This window comes from Mycobacterium sp. E1715 (assembly GCF_001667625.1).
Taxonomy (GTDB): domain Bacteria; phylum Actinomycetota; class Actinomycetes; order Mycobacteriales; family Mycobacteriaceae; genus Mycobacterium.
Genome location: NZ_LZJJ01000103.1, coordinates 1 through 14,304, shown reverse-complemented (window position 1 = coordinate 14,304; position 14,304 = coordinate 1). Strand labels below are relative to the sequence as shown.

Annotated in this window: 1 pseudogene; it reads right to left on the bottom strand. The window is 68.1% G+C overall.

Annotated features, from left to right (window positions below):
- A pseudogene (locus A9X03_RS30070) lies at nt 1-14,304 on the bottom strand (amino acid adenylation domain-containing protein); the annotation flags it as partial.

Genomic DNA, 14,304 nt, shown 5'->3' with positions numbered 1-14,304 from the left:
GGTCCAGGTGGCGTTGAGCTGAGGGCCGGTGTCGGTGTCGATGGTGGCGGCGTTGAGCTCGGCCGTGTGCGACAGCGGCATCGGCGCCGTGCTGGCCACGGCTATGGCCGACAAGCCGTCCTCGCTGATCAGCCAAAGCTCATCGATGGCCCCGGGCGCGGTCGCACTGAGCCGTCCTAGGTAGTTGAATCCGATGGTGGGGTCGGGTGCGGTTAGGGCGGTGTCCGGGTTGAGGTAGCGCAGCAGTCCGTAGGTCAGGGGGTGGGGCGCGGCGCGCAGTTGTTCCTTGGCGCCCTTGACGATCGGGCCCAGTGCGGGGTCGCCCGCTGCTATATGGTCCCAGCGCAGCCCACCGACGTTCAGTGCGACGGGGTATTTGGTGGTGAACCAGCCCACGGTGCGTGACAGATCCACCGCGTCGGCCAGGTCGTCGTGGCGGCCGTGGCCTTCGACGTCAATGCCCACGGTTTGGCCGGTGGAGCCGAGGAATTCGGTCCAGGCCAGGGCGTAGGCGATCAGCAGGATTTCGTGGATGCCGGTGTGGAAGGCCGCGGGTACGTCGGTGAGCAACACCCGGGTGGTCTCGGTGTCCAGGGTGGCGGTGAGGTGCCCGGCGCTGGTGTAGGTGTCGCCGGGCTGCGGTGGGGGCAGCGCGGCCGCGGTCGCCGCGACGTGGTTCCAGGTGTCGGCCTGCGAGACGACGGCCGGGGTGTGGGCGTGCTCGTCGAGCAACGCGGCCCACCGCTGGAATGAGGTGCCGATTTGGGGCAGGGTGATCGGCTGGCCGTGGTGGTGCTGGGCCCACGCGATGTTGGTGTCCTCCAACAGGATCCGCCATGACACCGCATCGACGGCCAGATGGTGAACGATCAGCACCAGCTGGCCGGTAGTGGAGACCCACAACGCGCTGAGCATCACGCCACCGCCGGGGTCGAGCCGGGACCTCGCCTGGGCGAGGACATCATCGGTCAGCGCGTCGACGGTGTGCAGGCACTGAGCGCCGTCGACCGCCCCGGGTCCGGGAACGGTCAGCGACCGCCCACTCGTATCGGCCCGCGCCCGCAGCATAGGGTGGCGGTCGAGCAGTGCTTGCAGGATGACGAGCGCGTCGTCGTGGGTCGCTTCGGTCGGTGCCTGCAGCACCATGGATTGGTTGAACTGGTCGATCGGGCCGTCAATGTCGAACAGCCAGTGCATGATTGGCGTGGGCTTGACGGACCCGATCCCGTCGTCGGTGGTCCGTTGATGGCCGTCGGTGATGCCAGGGATGCGGGCCAGCCGCGCCACGGTCTGCTCGACGAAGATGTCACGGGGGCGGCAGGCCAACCCGGCCGCGCGGGCCCTGGCGACTACTTGCATCGACAGGATGCTGTCGCCGCCGAGGTCGAAGAAGGAGTCGTCGACGCCGACGCGCTCGACCCCGAGGATCTCGGCGTAGATGGCGGCCAGGACTTCTTCGACGGGGTTGGTCGGGGCGCGGTAGCGATCGACATCCACGTAGTCGGGGGCGGGCAGGGCGCGGGTGTCGAGCTTGCCGTTGACCGTGATCGGCAGGGTGTCCACCACGACGATCGCGGTGGGCACCATGAAGCCGGGCAGCCGCTCGGCCAGCGCGGCGCGCGCCGCAGCGGGATCGGCGGTGCCGGTGATGTAACCGACTAGCCGCCGGTCACCGGGACGGTCCTCACGGGCGATCACCGCAACCTGTCCGACGTCTGGGAGTTCGCCCAGGGCCGCGCGGATCTCGCCGAGTTCGATGCGGTACCCGCGAATCTTCACCTGTTCGTCGGCGCGCCCCAGGTAGTCCAGTTGCCCGTCGGGTCGCCAGCGCACCAAGTCCCCACTGCGATACATCCGGGTGCCGGGCGGGCTGTAGGGGCAGGCCACAAACCGGGCCGCGCTCAGCCCGGGCCGGCGCCAATAGCCGATCCCGACGCCGCGGCCGGCGACATAGAGTTCGCCAACGACGCCGGGCGGGACGGGACGCAGCCAGGGGTCGAGGACGAACAGCGCCGCGCCGGGCACCGGTAGGCCGATGGGGACCGCGGCCGAACCGGGCGCCAGCGGGGCGCTGATGGTGGCATAGACCGTGGTTTCGGTGGGGCCGTAGCCGTTGACCATCACCCGCCCGGGCGCCCAGCGCTCGACGATCTCGGCTGGGCAGGCCTCTCCGGCGGCCACGAGCGCCAACGGCTGTAGCCCGGCGGGGGAGAGCATTGCCACCGCTGACGGGGTCTGACTCAAGACGGTGACGTGTTCGGAGATCAGCAGGGCGCGCAGCTCGTCGGGGGAGCGGGTCACCTCCTCGGGCACCACCACCAACCGCCCGCCGTGCGCCAACGCACCCCAGATCTCCCACACCGAAAAGTCGAACGCATACGAATGGCACTGCGTCCACACCTGCTTGGGCTCCAGCTCGAAACCCACCTCCAGTGCGTCGAACAGGCGGGTGACGTTGTGGTGCGTGACCGCAACCCCTTTGGGCACCCCGGTAGTGCCCGATGTGTAAATGATGTGCGCGACATTGTCGGCTGCCGGTGCCGGCAAATCCGTACTCGGCTGGGCGTCAATCCGCGGGTCGTCGACGTTGACGACGATGAAGGCGTGCCCGTTCAGCCGTGGGCGCAACGCTGTGGTGGTGAGCGCGGCCACCGGCCTGGAGTCGGCCAGCAGGAAGTCGATCCGCTCGTCGGGCAGCGCCGGGTCGATCGGCAGGTACGCCGCGCCGGTCTTGAGCACCGCCAAGATCGCCACAATGGCCGCACCGGAACGCGGGAGGACCAGTCCCACGCATTCACCCGGGCCGGCACCGTAACCAATCAGCAGATGAGCCAGCCGGTTTGACGCACCATCGACCTCGCGGTAGGTCCAGGACTGTTCCCCGAACCGCAGCGCCACCGCTTCCGGGGCCCGCAGCACCTGCTCGGCGAACAGCGCCGGAATCGACACCGCCGCCGCGGCCTGCTCCAACACCGGCCACCGGCCCATCTCGCCCAGACGGGTGAGCTCACCGGCCTGGAGCACATCGAGCGACGACAACCGCACACCCGGATCAGCGGTCATCGCCACCAACACCCGCTCCAACCGCTCCACCACCGCGGCGACCGTGCCGGCGTCGAACACGTCGGTGCGGAACTCCACCGCACCCGAAATCCCAGCCGGCTCACCCTCATCGGTGAAGCGCTCAGCCACGTTGAACGTCAAATCCATCCGGGCGGTATGGGTGGTGATCGGCACCTGGGACACCTGTAAATCCCCCAACGCCAACCCCGGATCAGCGCCGGTGCCCGGCAGGTTCTGCCAGGCCACCATCACCTGCACCAGCGGATGATGAGCCAGCGACCGCGCCGGGTTGAGCCGCTCAACCAGCACCTCGAACGGCACGTCTTGGTGGTCATAGGCGGCGAGGCTTTGCCTCCGCACCTGGCCGAGCAACTCATTGACGGTCGTATCACCCGCGACGTCGACGCGCAGTACCAGTGTGTTGACGAAGAACCCCACCAGGCCCTTGAGCGCGGGGTCGCGTCGCCCTGCGATCGGAAAACCCACCGGCACATCCGACGTCGCGGTCAGCCGCGACAACAACACCGCTAACGCGGCCTGAACCACCATGAAACTCGTCGCGTTGCACTCCCGGGCCAGCGCACGCACCCGCTGCTGTAACTCCGCCGGCCACTCCACCGGCACCGTCGCCCCACGCAGATCGGCCACCGCCGGATAAGGCCGATCTGTGGGCAACTCCAACCGCTCCGGCATCCCCGCCAGCGCATCCTCCCAATACGCCAACTGCGCGGCAATGCGACTGTCGCCATCATCGAGATCACCCAACTGCGCGCGCTGCCACACCGCGTAATCCGCATATTGCACTGGCAATTCGGCCCAGTCAGGGGCTTCGCCGCTGCACCGGCTGGCATACGCGACATTCAGGTCACCCACGAGCGGGGTGATCGACCAGCCATCCGCGGCGATGTGGTGTACCACACCCACCAGCACGTGGTCGTCGTCGCCGACGCGGAAAAGCTGCACTCGGAAAGGAATCTCGGCCCTCAAGTCGAACGTGCGCCGCGCCGCGGCGTCGATGGCCTCATGAAGCGCGCCCGGGGACCACCCGGCGGCGTCGGTGACGTCCACAACGCCGGCGCAGTTACTCGGCAGCACGCGCTGGAAGGGCACCCCGTCGACGTCGGGGAACACCGTGCGCAGCGATTCGTGCCGGCCTATGACGTCGTCCACGGCCATCCGCAACGCAGTCAGATCCAGCGTTCCCCGCAAACGCAAGGCCACCGCCAGGTTGTAAACCGCTGAAGGCCCGTGCAATTGGTCGAGAAACCAGAGCCGACTCTGGGCGAAGGACAGCGGAATGACTTCCGGCCGTTGGACGGCCAGAAGAGGCTGAAGGCGGCTGTCATCGCCACCGATGTGTGCGGCCAGTTGCGCGACCGTTGGCGCGTCGAACAGAGTCTGCATTGACAGGTCGGTGGCCAGGTCGGAGCCGATCGCCGCGATCACGCGCATCGCGGAAACCGAGTCGCCGCCGAGGTCGAAGAAAGAGTCGTCGACTCCGACCCGGTCGATGCCGAGAACGCGGGCATAGATGCCGGCGAGGATGTCCTGGGTGGGATCCTTCGGAGCGCGGTACCGCTGACCGTTGGTGTACTCCGGCGCCGGGAGGGCTCGGGTGTCGAGTTTGCCGTTGACCGTCAGCGGCAGCGTTTGCAAGACGACGATGGCCGACGGAACCATGTATCCGGGCAGCCGCCGGGCCAGTGCATCCCGTGCCACAGCGGGATCGACTGCTCCGGTCGCCGTTTCGGTGAGGTAGCCGACGAGCCGCCGGTCACCGGGCCGGTCCTCTCGGGCGATCACCGCGGCCTGTCCGACGCCCGGGAGTTCGCTCAAGGCGGAGCGGATTTCGCCGAGTTCGATGCGATACCCGCGAATCTTCACCTGTTCGTCGGCGCGGCCGAGGTAGTCGAGTTGGCCGTCCGGCCGCCAGCGCACCAGGTCCCCGGTGCGATACATGCGGGTTCCGGGCGGGCCGAATGGACAGGCCACGAAGCGCGAAGCGGACAGTCCGGCCCGGCGCCAGTAGCCCACCCCGACGCCGCGGCCGGCGATATACAGCTCGCCGACCACCTTGGGCATCACGGGACACAGCAACTCGTCGAGGACGAAGAACGCGGCTCCCGTGATCGGGGACCCGATGGGTGGCGAACCCGATCCCGGCAGCAGTGGAGCACTCTTGGACGCCCACATCGTGGTTTCCGTCGGGCCGTAGACGTTGGTCATCACCCGTCCGGGCGCCCAGGCATCCACCAGCGCCGGAGGACAGGCTTCGGCGCCGATGACCAACGCCGTGAATTCCAGTCCCTCGGGGGACAGGGTGCTCACTGCCGACGGGGTCTGCGTCAGCACGCGGACGCGCTCTTTTGTCAGTAGGTTGTGGAATTCGCCGGGTGATCGAGCCACCGACTCGGGCACCACCACCAGACGCCCGCCGAACAGCAACGCGGCCCAGATCTCCCACACCGAGAAGTCGAACGCGTAGGAATGGAACTGCGTCCACACCTGGTCCGGGCCCAGTCGAATACCGATGTCGAGCGCGTCGAAAAGCTGGGTGACGTTGTCATGCGTGACCGCAACGCCTTTCGGCACCCCGGTGGTGCCTGAGGTGTACACGATGTGGGCTATGTCATCGGGCGCGGGGAGGGGTAAGGCGGTGTCGGGTTGAGCGTCGATGCGAGCGTCGGCGGTATCGATGACAGTCAGGCCGCATCCGTCCAGTCGCGAACGCATCTCCGCGGTCGTCACGACGGCGATCGGGGTGGCGTCGGTGAGCATGAACTCGATGCGGGACCGCGGATGCATGGGGTCGATCGGCAGATACGCCGCCCCGGTTTTGAGCACCGCCAGGATCGCCGTTATCGCCTCGGCGCACCGGGGGAACAGCAGTGCGACACACACGCCCGGTCGCGCGCCGTGCTCGATCAGCAGATGTGCCAACTGATTAGCGGCCTCGTCGAGCTCGCGGTAGGTCATCGAGCGGCCTTCGAAGGTCACGGCCAGCGCCTCGGGGGTCCGCGACACCTGGGCGGAGAAGAGCGCCGGAACCGATAGCGGCACCGCGGGCCGGGTCAATGCGGCGCGGTTGCTCCAGTCGTCCAGGCGCGCGTGTTCCGTCTCGTTGAGCAGATCGATGGACAACAATCTCCGCGTCGGATTGGTGGTCAACGTTGTCCCCCTAGGTCGGTGGTCATGGCCACCAACGCGCGCTGGAAGCGGTCGATCAGTGATTCGATGGTCTCGGCGTCGAACACGTGGCTGTCGTATTCGACGCGAAGAAGCAATTCGCGGTCGGGGCGGGCCTGCATTGTCAGCGGGTAATGACTGGATTCGGTACCGGTCAAGTCGGTGATCGCCAGCCCGTTGGTGTGCGACAGCGCCGTGGTGTCGATCGGGTAGTTCTCGAACACGAACAGCGTGTCGAAGAGCTGGTCGAGCCCGGTGATGCGGTGAATCTCCTTGAGCGCCAGATGCTGATGATCCAGGGTGCGCTCGTAAGCAGTGTGCAATTGCCCGAGCAGGTCTGCGACGGTGGTGGCCGGGGTGATGGTGGCTCGGACGGGGATGGTGTTGATCATCAGACCCACCATCGTTTCCGCGCCGACCACCTCGGTCGGCCTGCCCGAAACAGCCGCCCCGAATACGACGTCGCGCCGGCCCGTCATGGACATCAATACCTGTGCCCAGGCGCCCTGCAGCACCGTGTTGACGGTGGTGTGACAGGAGCGGGCCAGTTCGTTGACGGCCTGGGTGGTGCCCTCCGGCACGCGAGCCGACGCGAGGCCTCGGGTTCCCAGCGTCGGGGTGCCCGGCGGTGCGACCAGAGTCGGGGTGTGGAAACCGGTGAGCACCTCGCGCCAGGCCTGCTCCGCGGCGTCGAGGTCGCGCTTGGCGAGCCAGGTGACGAACCGGCGATATGGGACGGCCGCCGGTAGATGTTGGCCGTAATAGGTAGCGAAGATCTCTTGCAGGAGCACGGGCAGCGACCAGCCGTCCAGCACGATGTGGTGATTGGTCAACACCACTCGGTACCGCTCCGGCGCGGTGCGGATCAACGCAACGCGAAACGCGGTCGAACCCTTCAGGTCACACACCGCCGCGCGCTCGGCGTCACATATGCGCTGTAACTGCCCGTCGGCATCGCAATCGAGTTCGACGTACTGCCAGGGCGTTTGGGTGTCGGCCGGGATGATCTGCACCGGCTGGTCGAATTGTGTGCAGAACCGGGCGGCGAGGTTGGGGTGGCGACTGACGACGGTGTCCACGGCGCCGCGGAGGCGATCCGCGTCGAGCGGGCCGGAGACGGTGATGTCGAGCTGCATCGAGTACAGGTCGCCGTCGCGGTTCTGGGCCGCCGCGTGGAACAGCAATCCTTGCTGGAGGGGAGTGAGCGGAAGTATGTCGGCGATCCGGAAATGCCGCTGGAGTTGGTCGATTTGGTGCTGGGTGAGACCGGCGGGCGCGATGTCCGAGGGGGTGAGTCCCCCGCCGCCGCGCTGGACGTGTGCGCAGATCCCGGTAAGAGCGTCGAACCACAGCTGATTGAGCCTGTCGACCTGCGCGTCATCGAGCGCCGTAGGCGCCCAGGTCCATTGGGCCTCCAGGTGGGGCCCGGCACCGGCGTCCACGGCGCCCGCGCTGAGTTCCAGGGTGTGTGCGAGTGGCATCGGCACCGCGCTGGCGAAGGTGGTGACCGCCAGACCGTCCTGGCTGGCCCGCCAGAGATCGCCGGACGCCTCGGTCCCGTGCAACCGTCCGAAGTAATTGAACCCGATCGCCGGATCCGGCCCACCCAATACGACGTCGGCGTTGAGGTAGCGCAGGAGGCCATACGTGATGCCGTCGGGCAGGGCCCGCAGTCGTTCCTTTGCGCGCTTGACGAACGCCCCGACTGCGGCGTCACCGGCCACCAGTTGCGCCCAGCGCGGCCCGACGACCGGTAACGCCGCGGGGTATTTGGTGGTGAACCAGCCCACGGTGCGTGACAGCTCGACATCGGTGGTGAGGTCCTCGTAGCGACCATGTCCCTCGACGTCGATCGCGATCGACCCGCCCTCGTCGGCGCCCGAGAACTCACCCCACGCCAACGCGAGGGCGATCAACAGGATGTCCTGGACGCCGGTGTGAAACGCGGTGGGAACCTCGCCGAGCAGGAGGCGGGTGGTCTCGGTGTCGAGGGATGCCGTGAGGTGCCCGGCGCGGTCGTAGGTGTCAGTCTCGGGCTTGACCGGGGGCAGGGCGGCTTGGGCGGGCAGCGACCGCTGCCACACTTCGGTCTGGTCGATGACTTCGCGCCGCTGCGCATGCTCGGCAAGGAGTGCCGCCCAGCGCTGGAAGGATGTGCCGCCCGCCGGCAGCGCGACCGGTTGGCCGCTCAGGCGCTGGGCCCAGCCGATATTCAGGTCTTCCAAGAGGATTCGCCAGGACACGGCGTCCACGGCCAGGTGGTGGATGATCAGCACCAGCTGGCCGGTGGTCACCCAGACCGCGCTGAGCATTACGCCGGCAGAGGGGTTGAGCCGTGACCGGGCGATCGCCACCGCGTCTTCGGTCAACTCGTCGACGGCGAGCAGGCAGCTTTCGGCGTCCAACGCACCGGTCCCGGGCGCCGTCAACGACCACTCGCCGGCGTCGAAGTTGTCGACACGCAGCCGCAGCATCGGGTGGTGGTCGAGCAGGGCTTGCAGGAGCGCGACCACGTCGGGCCGGGTGACGCCGTGGGGTGCCTCGATCATCATCGTCTGATTGAACTGATCGACGGGACCGTCGATGTCCCACAGCCAGCGCGTGATCGGGGTGGGTATTACCGGGCCGATGCCCGCGTCGAGCGGGCCGATGCCGTCGCTGATCTGGGCGACGCGGGCCAGCCGCGCCACCGTCTGTTCGACGAAGATGTCTCGCGGGCGGCAGATCACGCCGGCCGCGCGGGCCCGTGCGACCACCTGCATCGACGAGATGCTGTCGCCGCCAAGGTCGAAGAAGGCGTCGTCCACTCCGACGCGATCGAGTCGCAGGACCTCGGCGAAGATGCCCGCCAGGATTTCCTCGATGGCATCGGACGGCGCACGATAACTTTCGGAGGCCTGGTAGTCGGGCGCGGGCAGGGCGCGGGTATCGAGTTTCCCGTTCACGGTGGTCGGCAGCGCATCGAGCACCACCACCCCGGCGGGCACCATGTAGCCAGGCAGCCGCTCCGCGAGCGCGGCGCGCGCGTCGATCGGATCGGCGGATCCCGTGATGTAGGCGACCAGCCGCTTGTCGCCCGGATGGTCTTCGCGCGCGATGACGGCGGCACGCTCCACGCCGTCGAGTTGGCTTAGCGCGGCATGGATTTCGCCGAGCTCGATGCGGTACCCGCGGATCTTGACCTGCTCGTCGGCGCGTCCGAGGTAGTGCAGTTGGCCGTCGGCGCCCCAGCGGACCAGGTCCCCGGTGCGGTACATGCGTGCCCCATGGCCCCCGAACGGGCAGGCCACGAATCGTGACGCCGTCAGCCCCGCGCGGCGCAGATACCCGATGCCCACGCCGTGGCCGGCGACGTACAACTCACCGATCACCCCGGACGGCACCCGGCGCAACGACTCGTCGAGGACGAACAGCGCCGCTCCGGGTACCGGACTCCCGATGGGCACCACCCCGGATCCGGCCGTCAGCGGCGCGCTGATCGCGACGCACATCGTCGTCTCCGTCGGGCCGTAGGCGTTGATCATCACCCGCCCGGGCGCCCATTGATCGACCACGTCGGCCGGGCACGCCTCACCGACCACCACCATCGCCGCCGACTCCAAACCCTCGGGCGGCAATACGGCTGCGGCGGAGGGGGTTTGCGTGAGCACGTCGACCTGTTCGGCGACCAGCAGGTGGTGGAAGTCAGTCGGCGACGCGGCGATGTCCTCGGCGACCACCACCACGCGCCCACCTCGTAGGAGCGCACCGAAGATCTCCCACACCGAGACGTCGAAGGCCAGCGAATGACATTGCGGCCAGACGCCCGGATGCGGCAAACCGCCGTCCAGTGATGCCAGCAGCTGCGTCACGTTGTGATGGGTGATGGCAACGCATTTCGGTGTGCCGGTGGTTCCGGAGGTATAGATCAGATACGCGATGTCGCCGTGGCCGGGCGCGGGTGGTGCGGTCCTTGGGTGGTCACCGACCGCGCCATCGGTGACATCCAGTACCACCAGTCCGTGCCCGGCCAGCCGCGGCCGCAGGTCGGGGGTCGTGACGGCGGCGATCGGCGCGGCGTCGTCGAGCATGAACTCCATCCGGGAAGCCGGCACCGCCGGATCGATCGGTAGGTAGGCCGCTCCCGTCTTGAGCACCGCCAGCATCGCGGTGATGGCCTCGGCGCAACGGGAGAACAACAGCGCGATGCATTCGCCCGGGCCCGCGCCGTGCCCGATCAGCCGGTGCGCCAGTCGATTCGACGCGACGTCGAGTTCGCGGTAGGTCCAGGACCGCGTCCCGTCGGTGATCGCGATCGCATCGGGTGTCCTCGCCACATGGCCGGCGAACAAGACCGGAATCGACAGCGGTGTGGGGCCCGGCCGGTCCAACATCGCCCTGTTGGACGTGGCATCGAGGCTGGCGTGCTCCTCGGCATCCAGCAGATCGATGGACGACAACCGGGCCTGAGGGTCGGCGGTCATCGCGCGCAGTAGCCGCTGGAACCGGCCGACAAGCGTGTTGATCGTCTCGGGCGCGAAAACATCCGTGCGGAATTCGACCGTTCCCCGAATGCCCGCCGGCGCACCGTCGTCGGACCAGTGTTCGGACAGCGAGAAGGTCAAATCCATGCGAGCGGTGTGGGTGTCGAGCGGCAATGGTGTGATCTCGAGGTCGCCCAACTCAAGCCCGGCGACGGGGTCGCTCCTATGGCCGGGCAGGTTCTGCCACGCCAACGCCACCTGGGCAAGCGGATGATGGCTCAGCGAGCGGGTCGGGTTGAGCCGCTCGACCAGCACCTCGAATGGCACATCCTGGTGCTCGAAGGCCAGCAGGCTGCGCCGCCGCACTTGGGCGAGCAATTCGGCGACGGTCGGGTCTCCCGCCGCATCCACCCGCAGCACCAAGGTGTTGACGAAGAAACCCACCAGGTCATCGAGCGCGGGATCACTGCGGCCGGCGATTGGGAATGCCACGGCCACATCAGAATTCGAGCTGAGCCGCGCCAGCAGAACCGCCAGGGCGGCTTGGACCACCATGAAGCTGGTCGCGTTGTGCCCGCGGGCCACCTCGGCGATGCGCTGCTGCAATTCGGCCGGCCAGTCCACGGACACGCTGTCGCCGCGCTGATCGGCCACCGAGGGATAGGGCCGATCCGTCGGGAGCTCCAAGCGTTCGGGCAAGCCCGCCAGGGCGTCTTCCCAATACTTGAGCTGCGCGGCGATCCGGCTGTCGGAATCGTCGAGCACACCGAACCGCGCCCGCTGCCACAACGTGTAGTCCACGTATTGCACTGGCAGTGGGGGCCAGTCGGGGCCGAGCTCCCGCCCTCGCGCCCGATAGGCCTCGCCGAGATCGCGGATCAACGGCGCCAGCGACCAACCGTCAAAGGCGATGTGGTGCACCACGCCGACCAACACGTGCTCGTCGGCGTCGACACGAAACAACTTCGCCCGCAGCGGAATCTCGGAATCCAAACCGAAGGGGTGGCGCGCCGTTTCATCGACGGCCTCGTCGAGCCTGGCCGGCACCCAATCGGTCGCGTCGATGACGTCCCAGCCGAAATCCGCCCGGTCGGCAGGGACGATGAGTTGCTGGGGCAGTCCATCGGGCGCGGGGAATATCGTGCGCAGGCTTTCATGCCGGGCGACCACATCTGCGAGCGCGTCGCGCAGCGAATCCGCATCGAGGGCACCGCGCAGCTTCAGTGCCACGGCCACGTGGTAAACCCCTGAGGGGCCTTGCAACTGGTCGAGAACCCACAGCCGATTCTGGGTGAACGAGAGCGGAATCACCGCCGGGCGGTGCCCCGCGGTCAACGGCTCACGGTGGCGGGCCTCGCCGTCGACGAGTGGCGCCAATTGAGCGATTGTGGGTGCGTCGAACAACGCGTGCACGGCCAGGTCCGTGTCGAGACCGGTGTTGATGGCAGCGATCAACCGCATTGCCGACAGCGAATCCCCGCCCAAGTCGAAGAACGAATCGTCGACGCCCACCCGGTCGACACCCAGCACGTGGGCATAGGTGCCGGCCAGGATCTCCTCGACCGGGGAGGCCGGGGCGCGGTAGCGACCGCGGTCCTGGTAGTCCGGCGCGGGCAGGGCCCGGGTGTCGAGCTTGCCGTTGACCGTCAGCGGCAGTGCCCCCAACACCACGACGGCGGCCGGCACCATGTGGCCGGGCAGCCGTTCGGTGAGCGTGGCGCGCGCCGCGGCGGGATCGACTGTCGCGCCGATGCTTTCGACGACGTATCCGACCAGCCGTTTGTCGCCGGGCCGGTCTTCGCGGACGGCGACGACGGCCCGATCGACACCGCCGAGTGCGGTCAGGGCGGCCTGGATCTCCGTGAGCTCGATCCGATAGCCGCGGATCTTGACCTGCTCGTCGGCGCGCCCGAGGTAGTCGAGCTGCCCGTCGGTCCGCCAGCGCACCAGGTCGCCGGTACGGTACATCCGCGTGCCGGGGGCGCCGAAAGGGCTGGCCACGAATCGAGCCGCGGTCAGGCCCGCCCGACCCAGGTAGCCGACGCCAACGCCGCGGCCGGCCACGTACAGTTCGCCGACCATTCCGGGTGGGAGCGGGCGCAGCCAGTCGTCCAGGACGAACAGTGCCGCGGTCGACACCGCAGCCCCGATCGGTACCGTCCCCAGACCTGCGGTCAACGGGGCGCTCAATGTGGCGTACACGGTGGTTTCGGTGGGGCCGTAGGCGTTGATCACCACGCGCCCGGGCGCCCACCGGTCCACCAGCTCGGCCGGACACGCCTCGCCGCCGAGCAGTAGCGCGACCGAATCCAGGCCGTCCTGGGGAAGCGCCGCGGCCGCCGACGGCGTCTGGGTGAGCACGGTGATCTGTTCGGCGACGAGCAGGGCGTGGAAGTCTCTCGGTGACGCCGTCACCCGCTCGGGCACCACCACCAGTCGCCCGCCGCCGAGTAAGGCCGCCCAGACCTCCCAGACGGAAAAGTCGAACGCGTACGAGTGACACTGCGTCCAAACCTGCTCGGCGGGTAGGTGGGCTGACGCCGACTCGACCAAGTGGGCCACGTTGCGATGGCTAATCGCAACGCCTTTCGGCACACCCGTGGTTCCCGAGGTGTAGATGACGTAGGCGATGTCGTCGGCTGCCGGCATAGCAAGCGCGGATCGGGGTCGGGCCATCATGCGGTCGTCGGTGATGTCGACGACGGCCAGTGGGCGCCCGGCCAGCCGTGGACGCAGCCCGGTGGTGGTGACCGCGACGCTCGGCGCGGCGTCACTCAACATGAATTCGATCCGCTCGTCGGGCAGCGCCGGGTCGATCGCCAGGTATGCCGCCCCGGCCTTGAGCACCGCGAGCATGGCGATGACGGCCTCGGCGGACCGTTCGAGCAGCAGTGCCACGCATTGCCCGGGGCCGGCGCCGCAACCGGATATCGAGTCAGCCAACTGATTCGAGGCTTCGTCGAGATCTCGGTAAGTCAACGACCGGACCCCGTCGCGGATGGCTACGGCGTGCGGAGAGCGGACCGCATGGCCGGCGAACAGTTCCGGAATCGTCACCGGTGCGGGTGCGGACCCGGTCAGCGCCGCCCGATTGCCCATGGCGTCGAGGCGGGCGCGCTCGTCGTCGTCGAGCGCGTCGGTCGCCGACAAGGGGAGCTGCGGATCGGCGATCATGGTCAGCAGGACCCGTTCCAGCCGATTGATCAGTGTGTCAACGGTTTCCGCATCGAACACGTGAGTGTCGTACTCGACACGGAAGCCGAGCTGGGCTCCGGGCGTGACCTGGACGGTCAGGGGGTAGTGATTGGATTCGTGGCCGGTGAACTCGGCGACGGTCAATCCGTCGACGGCGGCCAGCGCGGCGGTGTCGACGGGGTAGTTTTCGTAGACGAATAGGGTGTCGAAGAGTTGGTCGTGGCCGGTGATGCGGTGAATCTCGTTGAGCGCCAGGTGTTGGTGGTCGAGGGTGTGGTTGTGGGTGTCGTGTAGTCGGTGGAGCAGCTCGGCGGTGGTCATGGTGGTGGTGATGTGCGCGCGCACCGGCACGGTGTTGATCAGCAGGCCGACCATGCGGTCGGCTCCCGGTATCTCG